Genomic DNA, 24698 nt, shown 5'->3' with positions numbered 1-24698 from the left:
CGCCATACGGTCTGGACACCCCCGACCGAAAGGCCCCCCATGTCCCCCTCTCGCAGGCTCACCCTCGCGGGCGCCCTCGCCGTCGCGGCCGCCGCCACCCTCACCGCGGGACCGGCCGCTCTGTCCGCCGCCCCGGCCACGGCGACCGGCTCGTCCTCCGCCGCGACCCACGTCGCCCAGCCGTCGTCGGCCGTCCGCGACTGCTCGACGCTGCTGCCGGGGACGCTCGCCTCGGGCGCGCGCACCCGCCCCGACTCCCTGGCGCAGGAGCCCGACGTCACCCGGGGCAGCAACGCCCAGGCCTACGGCGTGCTGAAGAGCTTCCCGATGCTCGCGCCCGGCAGCGTCACCGTCCCGGTGATCTTCCACGTCACCTCCGACCACGTCCTGACGGCAGCGGAGCGGGCGCGCTACGAGACGATGATCGCGGCGCAGATGGACGTGATGAACGCGTCGTACGGCGGACAGACCGGCGCCAGGGTCGACACGCCCTTCCGCTGGCGGCTCGCCTCCATCGACTACACGGTCAACGCCGACTACTACACCGTGGTCCCCGGCAAGGTGGAGAAGGCCATGAAGTCCGCTCTGCACCAGGGTGACTCGCGCACCCTCAATGTCTACACCGGCAACATCGGCGACGGGCTGCTCGGCTGGGCCTACTTCCCGAAGGACGGCAACCCGGGCCGCGACTACCTCGACGGCATCGTCATGCTCGACGAGTCGATGCCCGGTGGCACGGCGGGGAAGTACGCCCTCGGCGACACGCTGGTCCACGAGGCCGGGCACTGGCTCGGGCTTTACCACACCTTCCAGGGCGGCTGCACCTGGTCCAACGACTTCGTGGCCGACACCCCGGCCGAGGCGCACCCGCAGTTCAACTGCCCCGAGGGCGCGGACAGCTGCGACGCCCCCGGCCTCGACCCGATCCACAACTTCATGGACTACACGCAGGACTCCTGCATGGACACCTTCACCCCGGGACAGGCCAAGCGGATGAGCGACAGCTGGCAGTACTTCCGGGCCCCGGCCAAGTCCTGATCGGCACGCCCCGAGGGGGCCGTCACGGGCACTCAGCCCTTGACGGCCCCCTCGTTGGCGCCCCGGACCAGGTGGCGCTGGAAGACGAAGAAGAGCACGCCCACCGGGATCGTGGTGATCAGCGCCGTCGCCATCTTCAGGGGGTACTGCGTGCCCGAGCCGAGACCGCCTGCCGTGAGGTCGGCGAGCCCGGTCACCAGGGTCTTGTGCTCCGGGCTGCCGGTGGTCACCAGGAAGTGGCTGAACTCGTTCCACGAGCCCTGGAAGGACAGGATCGTCAGCGTGATCAGCGCCGGCCGGGCCATCGGCAGGATCACCGACCAGAAGGTCCGGAAGACCGAGGCGCCGTCCAGGCGGGCCGCCTCCTCGATGGTCACCGGGACGGTGTCGAAGAACTGCTTCATGATGAAGACCCCGGCGGCGTCCACCAGCAGCGGCAGGATCATGGCCGCGTAGGTGTCGTAGATGCCGAGGTACTTGACCATCAGGAACTTCGGGATCAGCAGGGCCACGCCGGGCACCGACATGACGGCGAGGACCACCGCGAAGACCGCGCCCCGGCCGCGGAAGTGCAGCCGGGACAAGGCGTAGCCCGCCAGCGAGTCGAAGAAGACCCGGCCGGCCGTGATGCACACCGTCACCAGCACCGAGTTGCCGAGCCACCGCAGCACCGGCAGGCTCGCCGCGTCGCTGCCGAAGATCGCCGACCACGCGGCGGTGGAGAACGGTTGGGGGAGCAGCGACAACGGGTGGGCCGAGGCGTCCGGGTCGCTCTTGACGGACGTCGCCACCTGGATGACGAAGGGGTACAGGTACACGACGGCGGCGAGCACCAGCACGGCATACGCCAGCCACCGCCGGCCCCGGGAGCGTGAGGTCATCGGCCGACCTCCTCGCGCTCGGTCATGACCCGGCGCTGTGCCCAGGTGAGCACCACGATGATGAGGAAGACGACGAAGGCCATCGCCGCGCCGGACCCGAACTTCCCCTGCTTGAAGGACTGGTCGTAGGACAGGTAGGCGGGCGTGAGCAGCGTCTTGCCGGGGGACCCGCCACCCGTCGCGTAGACCTGGTCGAAGACCTGCCAGGTGCCGATCAGCCCCAGCGTGACCACGAGGAAGATCGCCGAGCGCAGCTGCGGGATGGTCACCCACCAGAGCTTCTGCCAGGGGGAGCAGCCGTCGAGCGCGGCCGCCTCGTCCACGTCCTCCGGCAGGTCCTGCAGCGCCGCGAGGAACATCAGCATGAAGGTGCCGGTCGTGGTCCACACCGCGAGCAGGATCAGCACGAGCATGGCCACGGACGGTCCCGACAGCCAGTCCCACGCCGCCCGCCCCAGCACCTCGGTGCGGCCCCACCCCGGCTCCTGGACGCCGAGGCCCTCCAGGGCGAGGTGGAGCACCCCGGCGGGCTCGGACATCCACGTCGGCCCGTGGACCCCGAAGAGCCCGAGGAAGGCGTTGACCGCCCCCGACCCCGAGAAGAGGAAGAGGAACACCGTGGTGATCGCGATGGAGCTGGTCACCGAGGGGAAGTAGAAGGCGGTTCGGAAGAAGCCCCGCCCCCGCAGCCCCTTGGCGTTGACCACGAGCGCCAGCCCGAGCGCCGTCACGGTCTGCAGCGGGACGACGAGCAGGACGTACCAGAAGGTGTTGCCGATCGAGGTCATGAAGTCCCGGCCGCTGAGCCCCTGCCCGCTCAGCAGGGTCGTGTAGTTGTCGAGCCCGACGAGCGGCGCGTTGGCCCGGACGAAGGGGTCGCCGTTGCCGCCCCAGCGCGTGAAGGACACGTAGAGCGCCATCAGGATCGGGACGATCAGGAAGGTGCCGAGCACCAGGATCATGGGCAGGGTGAAGAGCCACCCGGCCGTGGTGTGCCCGGCCTGGATGCCGGGTCCCGAGCGGGCGCCGGGGCGGCGGGGACGTCGTGGGACCAGCGGGACCACCGGGACCTCCTGGGGTGAGGTGCTGACGTGCTGGTGCGGACGGGTATCAGCCCTTGAGGGCGGCCTGGAGGTTGCTCTGCAGCGTGGCCAGCATCGCCTTGGGGTCACCCGTGGCCAGTGACTCCACCTTGGCGTTGAAGTCCCCGAGGGCCCCGTCGACGCCGGGCGTCGTGGGCATGCCCTTGCCGTGCTGCGCGCCGGCGACGAAACCGGCGTCGTCCGGCGTGGAGGCGGTGTACTTCTGCATCGCCGAGGTGGTGGACGGCATGACGCCGAAGGCCTTGGCGGCCTCGAGCTGCTGGGTGTCCTGGGCGAGGAACTTCACGAGGTCGACGGCGGCGGCCTGGTGCGTGGAGCGTGCCGCAATGCCCCAGCAGTTGGTGAACATCAGGGTCCCCTTGCCCTTGGGGCCGGCGGGCAGCTCGACGACCTTGACCTTCATCGTCGGGGCGTCCTTGGACAGGGCGCCGCGGATCCAGTTGCCCTCGATGGTCATCGCGGCCCGGCCCTTGATCAGCGCCTCGCCGCCCCAGCCGGCGTCCACCTGCTTCGCGAGCTTCATGGAGCCGTTCTTCAGGAGCTTCTGGGCCTCGGTGAGGCCGGCGAGGTTCTCCGGGCTGTCGGCCGTCGCGGTCTTGGCGTCGTCGGAGAGCAGGCTCCCGCCGGCCTGGGCCATGAAGGTGCCGACGCGCTGGTACTCCGGGTTGATGACCAGGCCGGTGACGTTGCCGGCGGTGAGCCGGGTGGCAGCCTTCTCCAGGCCCGCCCAGTCCTTGGGGACGTCGGCGTCGGTGAGCCCCGCCTTGGTCCACAGGTCCTGGTTGATCACCAGCGCCAGGGTGGAGAAGTCCTTGGGCGCGCACTGCAGCTTGCCGTCGATGGTGAAGGTGTCCTTCAGCGCCGGGATGTAGTCGATCCCCGTGAGCTGGTCGCCGTAGGCGTAGAGGTTGCCCGCCTTGGTGAAGGTGCCGACCTGGGCCGGCTCCAGGTAGAAGATGTCGGAGGGGGAGCCGCCTGCGAAGCCCTTGGCGAGCTCCTCCGGCAGCTTGGCCGTCGAGGTGACCTCGACCTTGTTGCCGGACTTGGCGGCCCAGGACTCGGTGGCCTTCTTCACGGCGCCGAGCTCGACGTCGTTGCTGGTGCCGACCAGCATCTTGAGCGTGACCGGCCCGGACTGCGGGGCCTGCGAGCCGCTGCTCGTGCTGGAGTCGAAGCCCCCTCCGCCGCAGGCGCTCAGGGCGAGTGCCGCACCGGCCCCGGCGGCGACGAGGGTGGAGGTGCGGGCGAGGCGAGTCATCATTGGCTCCTGGGAGTGGTCGTTTGATCGTTCATATCAAGGGTGAGGTCAAGGGTGAGGCCGCATGGCGGACCGCCGCCGACCGGCCGGTCAGCGGCGCCGCGTGCTGGCGGCGGGTCGCAGGGTGGGGGCGAGCAGGGCGCCGTGCTCGGGCACGGGTCCGCCGGCGAGCAGCACGTCGATCTGGGTCAGCAGGTGCTCGACGATCTCGGCGAGGGGTTGAACGACCGTGGTGAGGTCGAACATCTGGGCCGTCGCGGTCCCGTCGAAGCCGGTGATCCCGACGTCGCGGCCGGGGGTCAGCCCCGCCTCGATGACCGCGCCCTGGACGCCGACGCCGACGACGTCGGAGACGCACACCAGGGCGTCGCGGGGCCGCAGCCGGGCGGCCAGCGACCGGCCCGCCTCCTGGGCCCCGGCGATGTCCTGCTCGGTGCGGGCCAGCAGGTCCTCGGCGAGCACGCCGCGCTCGGCGGCCCGGTCGCGCCAGCCGCGGAGCCGGTCGTCGCCGACCTCCGAGCCCTCCGGCCAGCCGACGAAGCCGACCCGCTCGTAGCCCTGCTCGACGAGGTGGTCGACGGCGTCAGCGGTCCCGAGGCGGCCGTCGACGTCGCCCCAGGCGGTGAAGCCCGGGTCGTCCCAGACGCGGCCGAAGGTCGCGAAGGGGATGTCGTGGTCGGCCAGCCACTGCGGGCGCGGGTCGCCACGGTGGGTGTTGTGGAGCACGAAGGCGTCCACGAGGTGGGCCCGCACCATGGCCTCGTAGCCGTGGGTGGTCAGGGCCGGGGCGTCGCTGCCGAAGGTGACGACGTGGCAGCGGTGGTCACGGGCGGCCACCGACAGCTGGGCCAGGAAGGGGTAGGCGATCTCGGCGCTGGCGGCGCCGCCGCGGGCGTCGAGCTCGAGGCCGATCGCCCCGGCCCGCTGCTCGCGCAGCGACTTGGCGGCCGAGCTGGGCCGGTAGGCCAGCCGCTCGATCTCGGCCTGCACGCGCCGCAGGGTCTGCGGCGCCACGCGGTCGGGGCGGTTGACGACGTTGCTCACGGTCTGGCGCGACACGTTGGCGGCGCGTGCGACGTCGTTGATGGTCGCGCGCCTGCTACCGATCCGGATGGTCATCGTCGACTCCTCGAGCAGGACTGCCGTTCGTCGGGGTATCATCCCGCTTTGAACGATCAGATGCATCATCACCCCGGGTGATGGCCGTGTCAACACCTCCCAACGTCGGGACTGCCGAGAGGTCATGCCGTGTCCGAGCACCGTCGCCCGACAGGCCGCAGCACCGCGCCGGACGCCCCCCGCCAGCCCTGGTTGCACCAGCTGGAGCTCGCCGTGCACGGCAACGTGACCGCCCTGTCCTCCCGGGACGGGACCATGGGGGACCCCGGCACCGGGCTCTACGTCGACGACCGGCGGGTCGTGTCCCGGCTGCTCGTCACGGCCGACGACCGGTGCCCTGACCTCGTGGTCTCGGCGAGCGTGGGAGACCGGACCCAGGTCCTCGGCTCGGTGCGGCACCTCGGGACGCCCGGCCCGGACCCCACCGTCGAGGTGCACCGGCTGCGCCGGGTGCGGCCGACCGGCATGGTCGAGACCATCAAGGTGACCTCTCGCGCCGACGAGGTGGTCCGCACCCGCCTGGTCGTCGAGGTCGGCGGTGACGGTGCCCCGCTCGCGGAGGTCAAGGCGGGGACGGCCTCCCTGCCGCTGCTGCCGGCCATGGCCCCGGTCGCGGGCGACGCCCCGGTGGCCCTCGCCTGGTCCGACGACCGGCACGTGACCCGGCTGGTGTGCGAGCCGGCGCCCACGTCCGTGCAGCCCGGGGACGAGACCCGGCCCTCGCGGCTGACCATCGACCTCGAGGTGCGGCCGGGGCGGTCCCGGTCGGTGGTCCTCACCGTCGCGGCCAGCCGGCTCGGCAGCTCCGCCTTCGACGCCGACCCGGGCGCCGACCTGCTCGACTGGTCGCGGGTCCGGGTGCGGGCGGCCGACGCGCGGCTGGACGACCTGGTCGCGACCGCGCTGGAGGACCTGCGGCAGCTGGCGATGCGCGACCCGCTCGACCCCGGCGACCTCTTCGTGGGCGCCGGATCCCCGTGGTACCTCACGCTCTTCGGCCGCGACTCGCTGTGGGCCGCACGCCTCGCGCTGCCCTTCGGGACCGAGCTCGCCGGGGGCACGCTGCGGGCCCTGGCACGCCGGCAGGGGACCGCCCACGACCCCGTCACGGCCGAGGCGCCCGGCAAGATCCTGCACGAGGTCCGGCGGGAGACCTTCCGCGACCCGACCACGGGCATGACCCTGCCGTCGACCTACTACGGCACCGTCGACGCCACCTCGCTGTGGGTCTGCCTGCTGCACGACGCGTGGCGGCACGGCCTGCCGCAGGACGAGGTCCGGGCGTTGCTGCCCGCACTGCGCGGCGCGGTCGGCTGGATCTGCTCCGAGCTCGCGGCCGGCCCGGACGGGCTGCTGCGCTACGTCGACAGCACCGGGTCCGGCCTCGCCAACCAGGGGTGGAAGGACTCCGGTGACTCGATGCGGCGTGCCGACGGGACCGTCGCCCCCGCGCCGATCGCGCTGCTCGAGGCTCAGACGTATGCCGTCGAGGCGCTCCGCAAGGCCGCCGTCCTGCTGGCGGAGCTCGGGGCGGACGAGACCGGCGCGGCGGATCCCGGGGCAGAGGGAGCGGGCCCCGACGAGGAGACCGCGGCGCTGCGCCGGCGCGCCGACGACCTCGAAGGCCGGGTCCGCGACGCCTTCTGGGTGCACGGTCCCCACGGCCGGCACCTGGCCATGGCCATCGACGGCGAGGGCCGTCCCGTGGACGGGGTCGGCTCCAACATGGGCCACGCCCTGGGGTCGGGTGCGCTGCGCCCGCAGGAGGCGGCCCAGGTCGCCGCCGTCCTCACCGGGCCGGACCTGCTCGGCCCCTTCGGCATCGGGACCCTGGCCCGCAGCAACCCGGCCTACAACCCCATCGGCTACCACACCGGGTCGGTGTGGACCCACGACACGGCCATCTGCCTGCTGGGTCTCGTCGCGGAGGGCTGCACCGAGCGGGCCGGCGACGTCGCCCGGGCGCTGGTGTCCTCCGGGGTCGCCTTCGGCCTGCGCTGGCCCGAGCTGTATGCCGGGGACCCCGTCCTCGGGCGCCCCGCCCCTTACCCGGCGTCCTGCCGACCGCAGGCCTGGTCGGCGGCCTCCGCCGCCGCGCTCGTCACCGCGGCCCTCGGGCTCGAGGTCGACGTGCCGCGGCGCCGGGTGCGGGTGCGGCCACTCCCGGACGCGCCCTTCGGGGCGCTGCGGGTCGAGGGGCTGCGCTACGCGGACCTGGACTTCACGGTCGACGTCGACGCTGCGGGTGGCGTCACCGTCACCGGCCTGCCCGACGGCGTGACGGTGGTCCGGGACTGACGGCATACGACCGTGCCTGAGGGTCTGTCAGACCCGCCCGCCAGACTGGCCCCATGACCGCGCACGCCCCACCAGGATGGCCCGCCGCCGTGCCCCCGCCCGGGGTCGACGGCTGGCGCGACCGCGCCGTGCCCTGGCTGCTCGACCAGTGCCCCGCCGACTTCCGCGGCTACGCCTCGTGGCGCCGCCACCCGCAGGCTCTGTCGTGGGTCGCGGTGCAGCAGGTCGACGCCCAGCTGGCCGGCATGCGCCAGGCCTACCGGCAGGTGCGGGTGGCCCTCGGGGACACGCTGGAGCCCGAGGCGCTGCGGGAGGTGATGGCGGACCTCGAGGCCGAGGGGGTCCGGCTGCGCGCGACCGCCCGCAGCGTGCACCTCGTCCACGAGGCCATGCAGGGGACGACCTTCGTCCCGCGCCTGTGACGGGGAGTGACTGGTCTAGACTCGGGCGTTGCGTCCGCTTCGGAAGGAGACGTGTCCATCGTGGGCCTGCTCTCGACCATCACCAGCCCTACCGCGCTGCGTCGGCTCCCCGCCGCCCAGCTCGGTGACCTCGCCACCGAGATCCGCGAGTTCCTCGTCGCCGAGGTCGCCAAGACCGGCGGTCACCTCGGACCCAACCTCGGTGTCGTGGAGCTGACCATCGCGCTGCACCGGGTCTTCGAGTCCCCGCACGACACGATCGTCTTCGACACGGGCCACATCAGCTACGTCCACAAGCTGTTGACCGGGCGGCACGACTTCAGCCGGCTCCGGGCCCGGGGCGGCCTGTCCGGCTACCCGTCGCGGGCCGAGTCCGAGCACGACGTGGTGGAGAACTCCCACGCCTCGGCGTCCCTGTCGTGGGCCGAGGGCATCGCCGTGGGGCGCCGGCTGTCGGGGGAGGCCGACCGCCACACCGTCGCGGTCATCGGCGACGGCGCGCTCACCGGGGGGATGGCCTGGGAGGCGCTCAACAACATCGCGGCCCACAAGGACCTCCCGCTGGTCATCGTCATCAACGACAACGAGCGGTCCTACGCCCCCACCATCGGTGGCATGGCCGAGCACCTCGCGACGCTGCGGACCACGCAGGGCTACGAGCGGATGCTGCGCCTCGGCAAGCGAGCCATCAGCGGCGCCCCCGTCGTGGGCCGCCCCGCCTTCGAGACGCTCCACGGCATCAAGAAGGGCCTGAAGGACATCGTCGCGCCGCAGGGGCTCTTCGAGGACCTCGGCCTGAAGTACATCGGCCCCGTCGACGGCCACGACGAGCACGCCCTGGAGACCGCCCTCAAGCAGGCGCGGGGCTACGGCGGGCCGGTGCTGGTCCACGTACTCACCAAGAAGGGCAAGGGCTACCGCCCCGCCCGTCAGCACGACGACGACCAGTTCCACGCCGTCGGGGTCATCAACCCCGAGACCGGGCTGCCGCTGGAGGTGTCCGGCCGCTCCTGGACCGACGACTTCTCCGACGCCCTGGTCGCCCTCGGGCAGGAGCGCGCGGACGTCGTGGCCCTGACCGCGGCGATGCTGATCCCCGTGGGGCTGCGCGACTTCGCCCTCAAGCTGCCCGACCGGGTCTTCGACGTCGGCATCGCCGAGCAGCACGCCGTGGCCATGGCCGCCGGGCTCGCCTACGCCGGGATGCACCCGGTCGTCGCGATCTACTCGACCTTCCTCAACCGCGCCTTCGACCAGCTGCTCATGGACTGTGCGCTGCACCGGGCCGGCGTGACCTTCGTGCTCGACCGCGCGGGGGTCACCGGCTCCGACGGCGCGTCGCACAACGGCATGTGGGACATGACCCTCGCCAACGTCGTGCCGGGCCTGCACCTGGCGGCCCCGCGCGACGGCGAGCAGGTCGACCGGGCGCTGCGCCGCTCCGTGGACATCGCCGACGGGCCGTCGGTCATCCGGTTCGCCAAGGGCAACCCGCCCGAGCCGATCCCGGCGCTGGAGCAGCACGGCACCGTCGACGTCCTGCTCGGCGAGGGCTCGCAGCGGGTCGACACGCTCGTGGTCGGCATCGGCTCCATGGTCCCGACCGCGCTGGGGGTGGCCGAGCGCCTCCTCGCCGCGGGCCGCAGCGTCCGGGTCGTCGACCCGGTGTGGGCGCTGCCGGTGTCGCAGGACCTGCTCGACGAGTGCCGCAACGCCGGCGAGGTCGTCGTCGTCGAGGACAACCTGGTCTCCGGGGGCATCGGGTCCGCGATCACGACGGCGCTGCAGCTGGCGGACGTCGACGTGCGGGTGCGTCCCTTCGGGATCCCCAAGAAGTTCCTGGACCACGCGTCGCGCGGCCAGGTGCTCGCGGACATCGGCCTGACGCCCGACGCCATCAGCGAGACGGTGCTGCGGCCCCGCGGCCCGCGGCGGGTCGTCGACGCGTCCTGACCCGCGGCGGGATAGCCGCCGCCGGTCCCGGGGTATGCGCCACCCCATGACCAGATTCGGCTACACCCTGATGACCGAGCAGGCCGGGCCCAAGGACCTCGTCCGCCACGCGGCGCTGGCGGAGGAGGCCGGCTTCGACCTGGAGGTCGCCAGCGACCACTACTCGCCCTGGCTGACGTCGCAGGGGCACGCCCCCTTCGTCTGGAGCGTCCTGGGCGCCGTCGCGCACGTCACCGAGCGGGTCGAGCTGATGACCTACGTGACCTGCCCGATCCTGCGCTACCACCCGGCCGTGGTGGCCCAGCAGGCCGCGACCGTGCAGCTCCTCGCCGACGGCCGCTTCACCCTGGGGGTCGGCAGCGGGGAGAACCTCAACGAGCACGTCGTGGGCGCCGGCTGGCCGGCGGTCGCGGCCCGTCAGGACATGCTGGCCGAGGCCCTGGAGATCATCCGCGCGCTGCACACCGGCGAGCTGGTCACGTATGACGGGGAGCACTACCGCGTGGACTCCGCCCGCATCTGGGACCTGCCCGAGCAGGGCGTGGAGATCGCCCTGGCCGCCCACGGCAGCAGGGTGATCGAGCGGTGCGGGGCCCTCGCCGACCACCTCGTGGCCGTGGAGCCCCGCGAGGACCTCGTGCGGGCGTGGGACGACCTGCCCGACAAGCCCACCGTGGGGCAGGGGGCCCGCGCGATCGGGCAGATCCCCATCTGCTGGGACCCCCGCGGCAAGGACGCGGCCGTGGCGCGCGCCCACGACCAGTTCCGGTGGTTCGCCGGAGGATTCAGCGTCAACGCGGACCTGCCGACGACGGCCGGGTTCGCGGCGGCGACGACCTTCGTGCGCCCCGAGGACGTGGCCGACAACATCGCCTGCGGCTCGGACCTGGACGAGATCGTCGAGAGCGTGCGGCCGTTCTGGGAGGCCGGGTTCACCGACGTCGCGCTGGTGCAGATCGGCGGCGACACCCAGGAGGCCTTCCTGAAGCAGGCCGCCGGCCCGCTGCTCGAGCGACTGCGGGAGGCGTCCCGTGGCTGACCTGCGACCCGGGGTCCTCTTCGACGTGGACGGGACCCTGCTGGACACCAACTACCTCCACGCGCTGGCGTGGTGGCGGGCGCTGCGCGCCACCGGCCACGACACGATCACCATGCAGCAGTGCCACGCCGCGATCGGGATCGCCAGCGAGGGGCTGGTGCGGCACCTGACCGGGGGCCAGGACGAGGAGGCCGTGGAGCGGCACTCCGAGGAGTACGAGCCCCTCAAGCGCGACCTCACCGCCTTCCCGCGCGCCGCCGACCTGCTCCAGGCCTGCGACGACGCCGGGCTCGCGGTCGTCCTCGCCACCAGCGGCCAGGAGAGCGACCTGGAGTGGATGGTCCCGGCCATCGGCGTCCCCGAGAGCCTGCTCGCCGGAGCCACCACCAGCGGCGACGTCGACGAGGCCAAGCCCGAGCCCGACCTCCTGAGCGTCGCCGTGGAGCGGCACGGCCTCGACCCGCAGCGCACGGTTGTGGTGGGCGACACCGTCTGGGACGTCGAGGCGGCCCGCAAGGCCGGGCTGCCGATCGTGGCCGTCACCTGCGGCGGCATCTGCCGGCAGCAGCTGGAGGAGGCCGGCGCGGACGCGGTCTACGACGACCCGGCCGACCTGCTGGCCCACCTCGACTCCTCGCTGCTCGGGCAGGCCGCGCGGGGCTGACCGGCACCGCGGTCGAGGGGCCGCCCACGGGTGGCCCCTCGACCCGCAGCAACCCGGTGCTGGGTCCTACCTCAGGTGGGCGCTCAGCGCGCCCCCGGTGCGGCGCCGACGTCCTCGCCCTCGTCGAGCAGCCGGTGCCGCTCCAGCAGGTGCCGGACGTCGGGGTCCGCGCCGCGGAACTCCCGGTAGACCTCCCGCACGTCCCGCGACCCGCCGCGCGCCAGCAGCTGCCGGCGGAAGCGCTCGCCGGTCTCGCGCCCCAGCCCGCCCTGCTCGCCGAACCACGCCACCGTGTCGGCGTCGAAGACCTCCGACCACATGTAGGAGTAGTAGCTCGCGGCGTAGCCGCCGCCGAAGATGTGCGAGAAGTAGGTGGAGCGGTAGCGCGGCGGCACCAGCGGGAAGGCCATGCCGGTCCGCTGGAGCGCCGACGCCTCGAAGTCCGCCACCTGGCCGGGCTCGTTCGGCAGCTCGGCGGCGGGTGTCTGGTGCCAGACCTGGTCGAGCAGCATCCCGGCATACGACTCAGTCATCTCGTAGCCCTGGTTGAACTCGCGGGCCTCCAGCAGGGTCCGGACCCACTCGTCCGGCATAGGCTCGCCGGTCTCGTGGTGCACGGCGTACCGGGCCAGCAGGGCCGGCTCCCAGGCCCACATCTCGTTGACCTGGCTCGGGTACTCCACGAAGTCCTGCGGGGTGCTCGTGCCCGACCGCGAGACGTAGCGGACGTCGGACATCAGCCCGTGCAGGTCGTGGCCGAACTCGTGGAACAGCGTGATGACGTTGTCCCAGGACATCAGCGTCGGCCGGCCCGGCGCCGGCCGGGGCAGGTTGCAGGTGTTGGTGACCACCGGCAGCGTGCCGAGCAGCCGGCTCTGGTCGACCAGGGAGGTCATCCACGCGCCGCCCTGCTTGGTCGACCGGGTCCACGGGTCGAGGACGACGGCGCCGAGGACGCTCCCGTCCTCCTCCAGCACCTCGTAGACCCGGGCCTCCTCGGTGTAGCCGACCAGGTCCGGGCGGTGCTGGAAGGTGATGCCGTAGAGGGCGGTGGCGGCGGCGAAGACGCCCTCGTGCAGCACCCGCTCGAACTCCAGGTAGGGCCGCAGCAGCCCCTCGTCCAGGGAGTAGCGCTCGCCGCGGACCAGGTTGGCGAGGTACTGCCAGTCCCACGGCTCGAGGGTGGCGCCCGGCTCGAGCTGCTCGAGGCGCTGCTGCAGCACCTGCGCCTCGGCGCGGGCGTTGCGGACCGCGGCGGGGCCGACCCGGGTCAGCACCGCCATGACCGCCTCGGTGGAGCCCGCGCACCCCTCGGCGGCGGCCTGTGCGGCCGGGTGCGGGTGGCCGAGGAGCGTGGCCCGCTCGGCCCGCAGCTGGGCCAGCCGTATGACGATCTCCCGCGTGTCGTGCTCGCCGCCCTGCCCCCGGGCCACGGAGGCCTCGAAGACCCGGCGTCGCAGCGACCGGTCGTGCAGCTCCGCGAGCAGCGGCTGCCCGGTGGTGTTGACCAGCTCGAGCAGCCACCCCTGCTTGCCACGCTCCTGTGCGGCGGCGCGGGCCCGCTCGACGTCCTCCTCGGGGAGCCCGGCGAGCTGCTCCCGGTCGGTCACCAGGACGGCGGCGGCGTTGCGGCCCGCCACCGCCAGCTCGGTGAACTCCGTGGTGAGCGTGGCGATCTCGGCGTTGATCTCGCGCAGCCGCGCCTGGCCGTCGGGGTCGAGCGCGATGCCGCCGCGCTCGAAGTCCTTGAGGGTCTCCGACAGCAGCCAGGCGGACTCGTCGTCGAGCTCGACCTCACCGGCGTCGACCCGGTCGCGCAGCGCCACGAACCGGTCGTAGAGGCGCCGGTCGAGCAGCACGGCGTCCTGGTGGGCGGCGAGCAGCGGGGCCAGCTCGGCGCGGATCTCGTCGCGGCGCGGCGTGGCGTGGGCGGCGACGGCGGGGTAGAAGGCGTCGGCGGACCGGGCCAGCAACCGGCCGGAGCGGTCGAAGGCCTCCAGCACGGTGGTGACGGTGGCGGGGGAGGTGTCGGTGGCGATGGCGTCCAGCTCGCGCAGGTGTGCTGCCATGCCCTCGACGACGGCCTCGCGGTAGTCGTCGTCGGTGAGGTCGGCGTAGGGCGGCAGGTGGTGCGGCAGGGTGGACTCGCTGAGCAGGCGGTTCACGTGGGTCATGACGCCAGTCAACCGTATGCCCCCGGGGTGACGTGCGTCGCATAGGCGGTGCCTATCCCGGGCATGGACACAAACGATCGCCCCTGGCTTTCAATCTCGGGCTAGTCCATATACGTTGTTTATCGGAAGTTCCCACCAGCGAGACCGCCAAGGAGCGCACCGCATGAACCTCATGAACACCAAGATCCTCCCCTTCTCGACCACCGCCTTCAAGAGCGGCGAGTTCGTCGACGTGAGCGAGAAGGACGTCCTGGGCAAGTGGGCCATCTTCTTCTTCTACCCGGCCGACTTCACCTTCGTGTGCCCCACGGAGCTGGGTGACATCGCCGACCACTACGAGGAGCTGCAGAAGCTCGGCGTCGAGGTCTTCTCGGTCTCCACCGACACCCACTTCGTGCACAAGGCCTGGCACGACACCTCCGAGACGATCAAGAAGATCGACTACTACATGCTGGGCGACGCCAACGGCGTCATCACCAACAACTTCCAGAACATGCGCGAGGGCGCCGGGCTGGCCGACCGCGCCACCTTCCTGATCGACCCCGAGGGCACCATCCAGTTCATGGAGGTCACCGCCGAGGGCATCGGCCGCAACGCGACCGAGCTGGTCCGCAAGGTCAAGGCCGCGCAGTACGTCGCCGCCCACCCGGGCGAGGTCTGCCCCGCCAAGTGGGAGGAGGGCGCCGAGGTCCTCACCCCGGGCCTGGACCTCGTGGGCAAGATCTGATCGAGCCCCTCACCTGACCGGCAGCTGCTGGTCCGCGCGGCGGGTGGTCGGACACGCACCGGCCACCCGCCGCCTTCTCGTCATACGCCTCGTCCCACGCTAGGAGAACCCGTGCCCGTCCTCGACGACAGCATGACCACGCAGGTCAAGGGCCTGCTCGCCAACGTCAAGGAGCCCATCGAGCTGGTGGCGTCCCTCGACGACCGCCCCAAGGCCGAGGAGATGCGCCAGCTGCTCCAGGAGCTCGCGGCGCTGTCCGACCAGGTGAGCCTGCGCACCGACGGCACCGCCGACCGGCGCCCGTCCTTCCGCATCGAGCGCACCGGCACCGACGTCGGGGTGGAGTTCGCGGGCATCCCGCTGGGGCACGAGTTCACCTCCCTGGTGCTGGCGCTGCTGCAGGTCGGCGGCCACCCGGTCAAGGAGGACGCCGAGCTGATCGAGCAGGTCCAGGCGCTGGAGGGCGAGCACGAGTTCGTCACCTACATGTCGCTGTCGTGCCAGAACTGCCCGACCGTCGTGCAGGCGCTCAACGCGATGGCGGTGCTCAACCCCCGGATCAAGCACACCGCCGTCGAAGGCAGCCTCTTCCAGGACGAGATCGAGGAGCACGGCATCAAGGCCGTCCCGACCGTCTACCGCGACGGCGAGCTCTTCGAGTCCGGCCGGATGACCATGGCCGACATCGTGGGGCGCATCGACTCCGGCGCGGCGGACCGCGCCACGGACCGCCTCAACGCCAAGGAGCCCTACGAGGTCCTGGTCGTCGGCTCCGGCCCGGCGGGCGCCGCCGCGTCGATCTACACGGCCCGCAAGGGGATCCGCACCGGCCTGGTGGGGGAGCGCTTCGGCGGCCAGGTGCTCGACACCATGGCGATCGAGAACTTCGTGTCCGTCCCCTACACCGAGGGCCCCCGCTTCGCGGACGCCCTCAAGGACCACGTGGGCCAGTATGACGTCGACGTGGTCACCGGCCCCCTCGCAACCGAGCTGGTCCCCGCCGACGTCGAGGGCGGCTACCACACGGTCCGCTTCGGCAACGCCGAGCTGAAGGCCCGCTCCGTCGTGCTGTCCACCGGCGCGCGCTGGCGCCACATGGGCGTCCCCGGCGAGGAGGAGTACCGCAACAAGGGCGTCACCTTCTGCCCGCACTGCGACGGCCCCCTCTTCAAGGGCAAGCGCATCGCGGTGATCGGCGGCGGCAACTCCGGCGTCGAGGCCGCCATCGACCTGGCCGGGGTCGTCGGGCACGTCACGCTCATCGAGTTCCTCGACGTCATGCGCGCCGACCAGGTGCTGCAGGACAAGCTGCGCAGCCTGCCCAACGTCGACGTCGTCCTGTCCGCCCGCACCACCGAGGTCGTCGGCGACGGCAAGCAGGTCACCGGCCTGCGCTACGAGGACCGCACCACCGGCGCCGCCCACGAGCTCGCGCTGGAGGGCATCTTCGTGCAGATCGGGCTGCTGCCCAACACCGAGTGGCTCCGCGGCGCCGTCGAGCTGTCCGACCGCGGCGAGGTCGTCGTCGACGAGATGGGTCGCACCTCGGTGCCGGGCGTCCTCGGCGCCGGCGACTGCACCACCGTGCCCTACAAGCAGATCGTCGTCGCGCAGGGCGCCGGGGCCACCGCCGCGCTGTCCGCCTTCGACCACCTGATCCGCACCCCCGCGCCGGCCTCGGCGTGACGGAGCCGGCGCCGTGAACCTGCGTGACCTGGAGTACCTCGTCGCCCTGGCCGACGAGCGGCACTTCGGGCGGGCCGCCGCGGCGAGCTATGTCAGCCAGCCGACCCTGTCCACGCAGGTCAAGAAGCTCGAGTCCGAGCTCGGCGTCGACCTCATCGAGCGCGGCTCGCGGCAGGTGCTGCTCACCGACGCCGGGGAGCAGGTCGTGCGCCGGGCCCGCTCGATCCTCGCGCAGGCCCAGGACATCCGCGACCTCGCCCGCTCCGCCCGGGACCCCCGGGCGGGGCGGCTGCGGCTCGGGATGTTCCCCACCCTCGGTCCCTACCTGCTGCCGCACGTGGTGCCCGAGCTGCGCCGCCGGTTCCCCGAGCTGGAGCTGCTGCTCACCGAGGCGAAGACCTCCGAGCTGCTGAGCCAGCTGCACGCCGGAGCCCTCGACGTCGCCCTGGTCGCGCTGCCCGTCCCCGACGAGAGCCTGCACGCGCAGCCGCTCTTCCGGGAGGACTTCCTGCTCGCCGTGCCGAGCGAGCACCCGCTGGCCGCGGCGGCGGAGCAGGTGACCCCTGGCTCGCTCGCCGGGGAGGACCTGCTGCTGCTGGCCGAGGGGCACTGCCTGCGCGACCAGGCGCTCGAGGTGTGCCAGACCACCGGCGCCGCCGAGCAGGCCGGCTTCCGCGCCACGAGCCTGGAGACGCTGCGGCACATGGTCGCCGCCGGCGTCGGCAGCACCCTGCTGCCCCGGCTGGCCGTCAGCCCGCCCGCGAGCAGCACCGACGGGATCGTGCTGCGGGAGTTCGCCGGTCAGCCGCCGCACCGCGACATCGCTGCCGTATGGCGCCGCTCGTCGGTGCAGGGCCCGCTGCTTGCCGAGATCGCGGCGGTGCTGGCCGACCTCCCGACGGGACTCGTCACCCCGGTGCCGCGGTAGCGGCCGTCATACGTGCTCGGCGGGCTCCTGCCCGCCGCGGCGGGCGCGCTGGACGAGGTGCACGACGACCACGATCACGGCCCCCACGAGCAGGCCGGCGATCGCGGACCCGACGGTGTTGGTGAGCCACCCGAGCACGCCGCCCAGCGGGCCGGTCGCCCCGTGCACGGCCTCCTCGAGGTGGTGCACGAGGCCGTAGGGGGCGTGCCAGCCGAGGGTGTCCAGCCCGACCAGCAGGATGTGCCCACCGACCCACAGCATCGCGACCGTCCCGACGATCGCCAGGCCTCGCAGCAGCGCCGGCATGGCGCGGACCAGGGCGTTGCCGACGCGCTGCGCCAGCCCGGAGTCCCGGCGGGCCAGGTGCAGCCCGATGTCGTCCATCTTGACGATCAGCGCGACGAAGCCGTAGACGCCCACAGTGATCACGATCGCGACGATGACCAGGGTGATCGCCCGGGTCCAGAACGGCTCCTGGGCCACCTCGTTGAGCGAGATGACCATGATCTCCGAGGACAGGATGAAGTCGGTGCGGATCGCCCCCGAGGTCATCTGCCGCTCGGCCTCGTCCCCGGTCATCGTGGCCGTGGCGTCGTCCTGGTCGTGGCCGTGGCCGGTGACCTTCTCCCAGATCTTCTCGGCGCCCTCGAAGCTCAGGTAGGCCCCACCCAGCATCAGCAGCGGGGTGAGCGCCCACGACGCGAACTGGCTGAGCAGCAGCGCGGCCGGGAGGATGAAGAGCAGCTTGTTGCGCAACGACCCCAGGGTGATCCGCCAGATCATCGGCAGCTCACGGTCGGGGGTGAAGCCCGTGACGTAGCGCGGGGTCACCGCCGTGTCGTCGACGACGACACCGGCCGCCTTGGCGCTGGCCCGGCCGGCGGCCGCGCCCACGTCGTCGACGGAGGCGGCCGCCAGCTTGGCCATGGTCGCGATGTCGTCCAGCAGGGCGGCGAGGCCACCGGCCACGAGGATCCTCCAGGGGTGCGGGGGTCAGGACGCGGCGCGGGGAGCCGCGGGGAGGGTCAGATGTCGCGGAAGACCGACACGCCGGCGCCGAGCGCGGTGAGCCGCTCGGCCAGGTCCTCGTAGCCGCGGTTGATGACGTAGACGTTGCGCAGCACCGACGTCCCCGGCGCGGCCAGCATCGCCAGCAGCACCACCACGGCCGGACGCAGCGCCGGCGGGCACACGACCTCGGCCGGGCGCCAGCGGGTGGGGCCGCTGATCATGACCCGGTGGGGGTCCAGCAGCTGGACGTTGCCGCCGACGCGGGTCAGCTCGGTGAGGTAGATGGCGCGGTTCTCGTAGACCCAGTCGTGGATCATCGTGCGGCCGTCGGCGGTCGCCGCGATCAGGGCGAAGAACGGCAGGTTGTCGATGTTGAGCCCCGGGAAGGGCAGCGGGTGGATCTTGTCGCTGGGCGCCGTCAGCGGCCCCGGGACGTGGGTCAGGTCGACCAGGCGGGTGCGGCCGTTGGCCGAGAGGTACTCCTCGGACAGGGAGTACTCCATCCCCATGGTCTCCAGCGTCGCCAGCTCGATCTCCATGAACTCGATCGGCACCCGCTCGATGGTGATCTCCGAGCTGGTCACCACCGCGGCGGCCAGCAGCGACATCGCCTCGATCGGGTCCTCCGAGGGGGAGTACTCCACGTCCTGGTCGATCTCGCGGACGCCACGGACGGTGAGGGTGGTGGTGCCCACGCCCTCGATCTGCACCCCGAGCGCCTCCAGGAAGAAGCAGAGGTCCTGCACCATGTAGTTGGGGGAGGCGTTGCGGATGATCGTGGTGCCCTCGTAGCGGGCGGCGGCCATCAGGACGTTCTCGGTCACGGTGTCGCCGCGCTCGGTGAGCACGATGGCCTTGGTGGGCCAGCGGTCGGCGTCGACGCTCGCGTGGTAGGCGCCCTGGGTGGCCTCGACGGACAGCCCGAAGTGACGCAGCGCGATCATGTGGGGCTCGACGGTGCGGGTGCCGAGGTCGCAGCCGCCGGCGTAGGGCAGCGAGAACGTGTCGAACTCGTGCAGCAGCGGCCCGAGGAACATGATGATCGTGCGGGTGCGCTTGGCGGCGTCCTCGTCCATGGCGGCGAGGTCGATGCGCTCGGGCGGGGTGATGCGCAGGTCGTTGCCGCCGTCGATCCACTCGGTGCGGACGCCGATGCTGTCGAGCACCTCGAGGATGCGGTTGACCTCCTCGATCTTGGCGAGGTTGCGCAGCGTGGTGGTGCCCTTGTTGAGCAGCGAGGCGCACAGGGTGGCGACGGCGGCGTTCTTGGAGGTGCGGACCTCGATCGACCCGGTGAGCCGGCGGCCGCCCTCGATGCGCAGGTGCTGCGGGCCGGAGTGGCCCATCGAGACGAACTCCGCCTCCAGCTCCTGACCCAGCGCAGCCAGCACCTCCAGGCTCAGGTCGTGCTCCCCGGCCTCGATCCGGTCGATGTCAGTCTCGGTCATCCCGACCCTCTCGGCCAGCTCGCGGACAGTCAGGCCGCGGCGCACGCGAGCCTCGTGGACGAGCGTGCCGATGCGGCGCAGGTAACCATCAGTCATGCCGACCATCGTAGGTCAGGCCACCCCCGCCCCCGGGGAGGTGACATCCCTCGGGACGGCGCCCCGCCCCGAGGGACCACGGCGGACGAATCACCGTGCCACGTCGGCCACCCCGCGCGGCAGGAAGCGTCGGCCGGTGGCGGTCTCGGCGGTGCCGGAGCGGTCGAGCAGCGGGGTGAGACCGCCGTTCCAGAGCTGGAAGCCGGCCCCGGTGATCATGGCCAGGTCGAGGTCCATCGGCGCGGCGACGACTCCCTCGTCGAGCATGATCCGGGCCTCCTCGGCCAGCCCGGCGAGCACCCGCTCGCGGACCTGCTCGGCGGTGAGGACGACCGGCGACGTCGGCTGCTCCTGCAGCGCGAGCACCTCGGGGTCCAGGACCGGCCCGGCCTCGGTCTGGCGGTAGTACCCGCGCTTGCCGGCCTCGACGACGCGCCGCAGCGCGGGCGACACCCGGAACCGGTCCGGGAAGGCCCGCGCCAGGGTCTCGCCGTTGTGCAGCGCGATCGCGGGCCCGACCAGCCCCATGAGCACGAAGGGTGGCATTGGGGCGATGCCCGCGAACCCGCGGTCGGCCACCTCGATCGGGGTCCCCTCGTCGACGATCCGCCCCATGTCGGACATGAAACGGCCGAGCAGCCGGTTGACGATGAAGGACGGCGAGTCCGAGCAGAGCACGGTCGTCTTCTTGAGCTTCTTGCCGACGGCGAAGGCCGTGGCCAGCGTCGCGTCGTCGGTGCGCTCGCCCCGCACGACCTCCACCAGCGGCATCACCGCGACCGGGTTGAAGAAGTGCAGCCCGACGACCCGCTCGGGGTGGCGCAGCTGCGAGGCCATCTCGGTGATGGACAGCGAGGAGGTGTTGGTCGCGAGGACGCACTCGGGGGAGACCACGGCCTCCACCTCGGCCCACACCTGCTGCTTGACCGACATCTCCTCGAAGACGGCCTCGATGACGAGGTCGGCGTCCGCCATGGCGGCCTTGGACGTGTCGCCGGTGACCAGGGCCTTGCAGCGGTTGACCTGGTCGGCGCCGAGGCGCCCCTTGGCGGCGAGCGCGTCCAGCTCGGCGTGCACGTAGCCGACGCCCTGCTCGACGCGCTGCTGGTCCAGGTCGGTCATGACGACGGGGACCTGCAGCCGCCGGACGAGGAGCAGCGCCAGCTGGCTGGCCATGAGCCCGGCCCCGACGACGCCGACGGAGGTGACCGGCCGGGCGAGCGCCTTGTCCGGGGCGCCCGCGGGACGCTTGGCGCGCTTCTGCACCAGGTCGAAGGCGTAGAGCCCGGCGCGCAGCTCGTCGCTCATCACCAGGTCCCCGAGGGCCTCGTCTTCGGCCGCGAAGCCCTCGTCCCGGCTCGCCGTGCGCGCCGCGGCGAGCAGATCCAGGGCTACGTATGCCGAGCGCGCGTGCCCACCGGTGCGCTGGGTCACCGCGCCCCGGGCCGCCGTGATCGCGGCGTCCCAGCGGGCCTCGTCGCGGTCCACCTCGGGACGCTCGACGGTGACGGCGCCGGCGAGCACGTCGGCCGCCCAGGCGATCGAGCGCTCGAGGAAGTCGGCCGGCTCCAGCAGCTGGTCGGCCATCCCGAGGCGGGCAGCCTGGACGCCGCTGAGCATCCGGTTGTTGCCGAGGGGGTTGTCGACGACGACCGTGAGCGCGCTCCGGATCCCGACGAGCTGAGGCAGCATCCAGCAGCCGCCCCAGCCGGGCACCAGGCCGAGGAACACCTCCGGCAGCGCCACGGCGGGCACCGCGCTGCTCATGGTGCGGTAGTCGCAGGCCAGCGCCACCTCGACGCCGCCTCCCATGGCGGCGCCGTTGACGAAGGCGAAGGAGGGGACGCCGAGGTCCGAGAGCATCCCGAAGACCTCGTGACCCAGCCGACCCATGGCGACCGCCTGGTCGCGGCGCGTCACCTGGGGGATCCCCGACAGGTCGGCGCCGACGGCGAAGCAGAACGGCTTGCCCGTGACCGCCACCGCGGCGATCTCGCCGGCCGCGGCCCGCTCCCGGCACCGCTCCAGCACGGCCCGCAGCTCGAGCAGGCCACGCGGCCCGAAGGTGCTGGGTCGGGTGTGGTCCTGGCCGTTGTCGAGGGTGACGAGCACCAGCGTGCCGGCCCCGCCGGGCAGGTCGACGTCGCGCGGCAGGGCGTGGGTGACGAGCTCACCCTCGAAGGCGTCCAGCAGGGCCGCCACCGCCGCGTCGTCGCCCTGGACCTGGCTCCCGGGCCGGCTCTGGCTCTCGGGCCCGCTCTGGCTCTGGCTCTGGCTCATCGCGTCGTCTCCTCGGTGCTCCCGGACGGCTGGTAGTCGGGGTGGTGCGGGTTCTCCCAGATGACGGACGCGCCCATCCCGATGCCGATGCACATCGCCGTCATGCCGTAGCGCACCTGCGGGCGCTCGGCGAAGTGCGCCGCCAGCTGCGACATGAGCCGCACCCCGGACGCCGCGAGCGGGTGACCGACGGCGATCGCGCCGCCCCACGGGTTGACGCGCTCGTCGTCGTCGGCGATGCCGAAGTGCTCGAGGAACGCCAGCACCTGGACGGCGAAGGCCTCGTTGAGCTCGAAGAGACCGATGTCCTCGATGTCGAGGCCGGCCTGGGCGAGCGCCTTCTCGGCCGCGGGGACCGGCCCCCAGCCCATGACCTCCGGCTCGACGCCCACGAAGGCGTAGGTCAGCATCCGCATCCGGACGGGCAGCCCCAGCTCGGTGGCCGCTCCCTCCGACGCCAGGAGGCAGGCGGTGGCGCCGTCGTTGAGACCGGCCGCGTTGCCGGCCGTCACCCTCCCGTGAGGCCGGAAGGGGGTCCGCAGACCGGCCAGGTCGGCCATGGTGACGCCGGGGCGCGGCGGCTCGTCCGCGGTGGCGAGGCCCCAACCCTGCTCGACCGAGCGCGTGGCGACGGGGACGAGGTCGGGCTGGACCTTGCCGTCGGCATACGCCTGCGCCAGCTTGCGCTGGGAGGCGACGGCGAAGGCGTCGCAGCGCTCCTTGGTGAGGCCGGGGTAGCGGTCGTGGAGGTTCTCGGCGGTCTGGCCCATCACCAGCGCCGACTCGTCCACGAGGCGCTCGCTGACGATGCGCGGGTTGGGATCGACACCCTCGCCCATCGGGTGCCGACCCATGTGCTCGACGCCCCCGGCCACGACCACGTCGTTGACACCCATGGCGATCGACCCGGCGGCCGTGGTGACCGCCGTCAGGGCGCCCGCGCACATCCGGTCCACGGAGTACCCGGGGACGGTGCGGGGGAGCCCGGCGAGCAGGGACGCCATACGGCCCAGGGTCAGGCCCTGGTCACCGATCTGGGTGGTCGCCGCCACGGCCACGTCACCGACGCGGTCCGGCGGCAGGTCGGGGTTGCGGCGGACGAGCGCGCGGATGCAGGCGACGACCAGGTCGTCGGCGCGGGTCTGGGCGTAGATGCCCTTTTCCCCGGCCCGGCCGAACGGCGTGCGGACGCCGTCGACGTAGACGACCTCGTGCAGGGTGCGGGGCACAGCGGCCTCCCTTGTCGAGGTGGGTGGTCCGACGAGGCTACCGGGCGGTAACAACTCGTGTCAGCATCGCGCGGCGCGAGACCGGCGAGGCATGCGTCACGTCAGGAGGCCGGGTAGGGGTGCTCGGCCGCCGTCTCGGCCAGCAGCGGCGCGACGAGCTCGGTCTGCCAGGGCCGGGCGCCGAGGTCGAGCAGGATCTCGCGGAAGCCGTCGACCGACTCGTCCAGCGGGGGCGCCCACACGACCCGGCGCAGGCTGTCGGGGGTCAGGAGGTTCTCCGCGGGGATCTGCAGGCTCTCGGACAGCCCGGTGACGAGCTCCTTGACGCGCACGAGCCGCGCGGCCGCCACCGGGTCCTTGTCGGCCCAGGCCCGCTGCGGCGGGGGGCCGTCGGCGGGCAGGTGCTGGGGCGGCAGGTCACGCTCGGGCACCAGCATCGCGCGGTCGATGGCCGCCAGCCAGGGCGCAGGGTGCCGCGCCACGGCGCGGGGGAGCCGGCCGCCGGCGCCGTTGGTCGCCAGGTCGAGCAGCGCGGCGTCGGGCAGCACCCGCCCAGGGCTGCAGTCGCGGTCCTGGGCGATGCCGTCGCGGGTGAGCCACAGCTCGCGGACCACGGCGAGGCCGCGGCGGGTGCGGACCTTGTGCAGGCCGGAGGTGCGGCGCCACGGGTCCACCCGCGGCGCCGGCCCCCGGAAGTGCGTGAGCGCCTCGAACTCCTGGGCGGCCCACTCGGACTTGCCCTGGGCGCGCAGGTCGGCGTCGACCGCGTCGCGCAGCTCCACGAGGAGCTCGACGTCCAGCGCGGCGTAGACCAGCCACGGGGCGGGCAGCGGGCGGGTCGACCAGTCCTGGGCGCTGTGCTCCTTGGCCAGCGTCACCCCCAGATAGTGCTCCATGGCGGCCGCGAGCCCCACCCGGGGGCGCCCCGCCAGCCGGGAGCCGAGCTCGGTGTCGAAGAGCCGCGTCGGCGTCAGGCCGAGGTCGCCGAGGCAGGGGAGGTCCTGGGTGGCGGCGTGCAGCACCCACTCCTCGTCGCGGATCACCGCCTGCAGCTCGCTCAGGTCCGGGCACATGACGGGGTCGATCAGCCAGGTGCCCGCGCCGGCGCGCCGCAGCTGGACGAGGTAGGCCTTCTGGCCGTAGCGGAAGCCCGAGGCCCGCTCGGCGTCCAGGGCGACCGGGCCGTGACCGGCGGCGACGGCGGCGACGAGGTCGCGCAGCGCTCGCTCGTCCTCCACGACGGGGCGCAGCGGCTCCTCGGGGGCCTCGACCAGCCGGGGCACCGACGCCGTCTCGTCGGAGGCGGTGCTGCTGGTGTCGGTCGAGGCTGCGTCGGTCACACCC

Annotated in this window: 19 protein-coding genes; 9 read left to right on the top strand and 10 right to left on the bottom strand. The window is 72.8% G+C overall.

Annotation, left to right across the window (positions count from 1 at the left end):
- Positions 1–39 precede the first annotated feature (39 nt).
- A complete protein-coding gene (locus ADJ73_RS13190; RefSeq protein ID WP_050348646.1) occupies positions 40–1038 on the top strand; it encodes a zinc metalloprotease in 999 nt (332 codons plus the stop codon).
- A gap of 32 nt (positions 1039–1070) precedes the next feature.
- On the opposite strand, the gene ADJ73_RS13185 is transcribed toward ADJ73_RS13190, so the two are convergent.
- The 4 genes from ADJ73_RS13185 to ADJ73_RS13170 all read right to left on the bottom strand — a co-directional run bounded on the left by ADJ73_RS13185 (position 1071) and on the right by ADJ73_RS13170 (position 5399).
- Complete coding sequence (locus ADJ73_RS13185; protein WP_050348645.1) at positions 1071–1919, bottom strand: carbohydrate ABC transporter permease; 849 nt, start codon at positions 1917–1919, stop codon at positions 1071–1073.
- Positions 1916–2983: a carbohydrate ABC transporter permease gene (locus ADJ73_RS13180; protein WP_253272579.1), complete on the bottom strand. Its 1068-nt coding sequence runs from the start codon at positions 2981–2983 to the stop codon at positions 1916–1918. Before ADJ73_RS13180 ends, ADJ73_RS13185 begins: the two co-directional genes overlap by 4 nt.
- A gap of 46 nt (positions 2984–3029) precedes the next feature.
- Positions 3030–4280 (bottom strand): sugar ABC transporter substrate-binding protein, encoded by a 1251-nt coding sequence (locus ADJ73_RS13175; protein WP_172669731.1) that lies wholly within the window; start codon positions 4278–4280, stop codon positions 3030–3032.
- Between the two features lie 90 nt (positions 4281–4370).
- Positions 4371–5399 carry a LacI family DNA-binding transcriptional regulator gene (locus tag ADJ73_RS13170; RefSeq protein WP_050348643.1) on the bottom strand — a complete coding sequence of 343 codons (1029 nt, stop codon included), beginning with the start codon at positions 5397–5399 and terminating at the stop codon, positions 4371–4373.
- A gap of 129 nt (positions 5400–5528) precedes the next feature.
- Here ADJ73_RS13170 and ADJ73_RS13165 point away from each other — a divergent pair, with 129 nt between their 5' ends.
- The 5 genes from ADJ73_RS13165 to ADJ73_RS13145 are packed head-to-tail and all read left to right on the top strand — an operon-like array spanning position 5529 to position 11775.
- On the top strand, positions 5529–7697 hold the full coding sequence (locus ADJ73_RS13165) for a glycogen debranching N-terminal domain-containing protein (RefSeq protein WP_050348642.1): 2169 nt from the start codon (positions 5529–5531) through the stop codon (positions 7695–7697).
- A 53-nt stretch (positions 7698–7750) separates the two neighbouring features.
- Complete coding sequence (locus tag ADJ73_RS13160; RefSeq protein WP_050348641.1) at positions 7751–8119, top strand: hypothetical protein; 369 nt, start codon at positions 7751–7753, stop codon at positions 8117–8119.
- Positions 8120–8179: 60 nt separating this feature from the next.
- On the top strand, positions 8180–10072 hold the full coding sequence (dxs, locus tag ADJ73_RS13155; protein ID WP_050349458.1) for a 1-deoxy-D-xylulose-5-phosphate synthase: 1893 nt from the start codon (positions 8180–8182) through the stop codon (positions 10070–10072).
- A gap of 46 nt (positions 10073–10118) precedes the next feature.
- Positions 10119–11111, top strand: coding sequence for a TIGR03557 family F420-dependent LLM class oxidoreductase (locus ADJ73_RS13150; RefSeq protein ID WP_050348640.1), 993 nt, complete (start codon positions 10119–10121; stop codon positions 11109–11111).
- On the top strand, positions 11104–11775 hold the full coding sequence (locus ADJ73_RS13145; RefSeq protein WP_050348639.1) for an HAD family hydrolase: 672 nt from the start codon (positions 11104–11106) through the stop codon (positions 11773–11775). Before ADJ73_RS13150 ends, ADJ73_RS13145 begins: the two co-directional genes overlap by 8 nt.
- Before the next feature lie 83 nt (positions 11776–11858).
- Here the strand turns inward: ADJ73_RS13145 and ADJ73_RS13140 are convergent, their stop codons facing one another.
- On the bottom strand, positions 11859–13949 hold the full coding sequence (locus tag ADJ73_RS13140) for a M3 family metallopeptidase (RefSeq protein ID WP_050348638.1): 2091 nt from the start codon (positions 13947–13949) through the stop codon (positions 11859–11861).
- Between the two features lie 163 nt (positions 13950–14112).
- On the opposite strand from ADJ73_RS13140, the gene ahpC reads away from it, so the two are divergent.
- The 3 genes from ahpC to ADJ73_RS13125 all read left to right on the top strand — a co-directional run bounded on the left by ahpC (position 14113) and on the right by ADJ73_RS13125 (position 17290).
- Positions 14113–14676 (top strand): alkyl hydroperoxide reductase subunit C, encoded by a 564-nt coding sequence (gene ahpC / locus ADJ73_RS13135; protein ID WP_050348637.1) that lies wholly within the window; start codon positions 14113–14115, stop codon positions 14674–14676.
- Between the two features lie 111 nt (positions 14677–14787).
- A complete protein-coding gene (gene ahpF / locus ADJ73_RS13130; protein WP_367379584.1) occupies positions 14788–16362 on the top strand; it encodes an alkyl hydroperoxide reductase subunit F in 1575 nt (524 codons plus the stop codon).
- Between the two features lie 13 nt (positions 16363–16375).
- Positions 16376–17290, top strand: coding sequence for a LysR substrate-binding domain-containing protein (locus ADJ73_RS13125; protein ID WP_050348636.1), 915 nt, complete (start codon positions 16376–16378; stop codon positions 17288–17290).
- A 6-nt stretch (positions 17291–17296) separates the two neighbouring features.
- On the opposite strand, the gene ADJ73_RS13120 is transcribed toward ADJ73_RS13125, so the two are convergent.
- From ADJ73_RS13120 to ADJ73_RS13100, 5 genes are all read right to left on the bottom strand, one after another.
- Entirely contained in the window at positions 17297–18259 is a 963-nt protein-coding gene (locus ADJ73_RS13120) for a DUF808 domain-containing protein (protein WP_050348635.1), read from the bottom strand.
- A gap of 56 nt (positions 18260–18315) precedes the next feature.
- A complete protein-coding gene (locus ADJ73_RS13115; RefSeq protein WP_050349456.1) occupies positions 18316–19845 on the bottom strand; it encodes a UDP-N-acetylglucosamine 1-carboxyvinyltransferase in 1530 nt (509 codons plus the stop codon).
- Between the two features lie 90 nt (positions 19846–19935).
- On the bottom strand, positions 19936–22125 hold the full coding sequence (locus ADJ73_RS13110; protein ID WP_082176995.1) for a 3-hydroxyacyl-CoA dehydrogenase NAD-binding domain-containing protein: 2190 nt from the start codon (positions 22123–22125) through the stop codon (positions 19936–19938).
- On the bottom strand, positions 22122–23354 hold the full coding sequence (locus ADJ73_RS13105) for a thiolase family protein (RefSeq protein ID WP_050348634.1): 1233 nt from the start codon (positions 23352–23354) through the stop codon (positions 22122–22124). The genes ADJ73_RS13110 and ADJ73_RS13105 overlap by 4 nt, the downstream gene beginning before the upstream one ends.
- 101 nt (positions 23355–23455) lie before the next feature.
- The gene (locus ADJ73_RS13100; protein ID WP_050348633.1) at positions 23456–24694 is read right to left on the bottom strand and encodes an HRDC domain-containing protein; all 1239 of its coding nucleotides are present in this window, start codon (positions 24692–24694) and stop codon (positions 23456–23458) included.
- Positions 24695–24698 lie beyond the last annotated feature (4 nt).

Source organism: Arsenicicoccus sp. oral taxon 190 (genome assembly GCF_001189535.1).
In the GTDB taxonomy this organism is placed as follows: domain Bacteria; phylum Actinomycetota; class Actinomycetes; order Actinomycetales; family Dermatophilaceae; genus Arsenicicoccus.
The sequence above is the reverse complement of the archived record's forward strand: the minus strand, read 5'-3'. Positions and strand labels throughout refer to the sequence as shown.

Excerpts from the sequence above, each read along its gene's own strand:
- ADJ73_RS13190 (WP_050348646.1), top strand. The coding sequence starts at position 40 with ATGTCCCCCTCTCGCAGGCTCACCCTCGCGGGCGCCCTCGCCGTCGCG.
- ADJ73_RS13150 (WP_050348640.1), top strand. The coding sequence starts at position 10,119 with ATGACCAGATTCGGCTACACCCTGATGACCGAGCAGGCCGGGCCCAAG.
- ADJ73_RS13140 (WP_050348638.1), bottom strand. The coding sequence starts at position 13,949 with ATGACCCACGTGAACCGCCTGCTCAGCGAGTCCACCCTGCCGCACCAC.
- ADJ73_RS13110 (WP_082176995.1), bottom strand. The coding sequence starts at position 22,125 with ATGAGCCAGAGCCAGAGCCAGAGCGGGCCCGAGAGCCAGAGCCGGCCC.
- ADJ73_RS13160 (WP_050348641.1), top strand. The coding sequence starts at position 7,751 with ATGACCGCGCACGCCCCACCAGGATGGCCCGCCGCCGTGCCCCCGCCC.
- ADJ73_RS13185 (WP_050348645.1), bottom strand. The coding sequence starts at position 1,919 with ATGACCTCACGCTCCCGGGGCCGGCGGTGGCTGGCGTATGCCGTGCTG.
- ADJ73_RS13170 (WP_050348643.1), bottom strand. The coding sequence starts at position 5,399 with ATGACCATCCGGATCGGTAGCAGGCGCGCGACCATCAACGACGTCGCA.
- ADJ73_RS13115 (WP_050349456.1), bottom strand. The coding sequence starts at position 19,845 with ATGACTGATGGTTACCTGCGCCGCATCGGCACGCTCGTCCACGAGGCT.
- ahpC (WP_050348637.1), top strand. The coding sequence starts at position 14,113 with ATGAACCTCATGAACACCAAGATCCTCCCCTTCTCGACCACCGCCTTC.
- ADJ73_RS13175 (WP_172669731.1), bottom strand. The coding sequence starts at position 4,280 with ATGACTCGCCTCGCCCGCACCTCCACCCTCGTCGCCGCCGGGGCCGGT.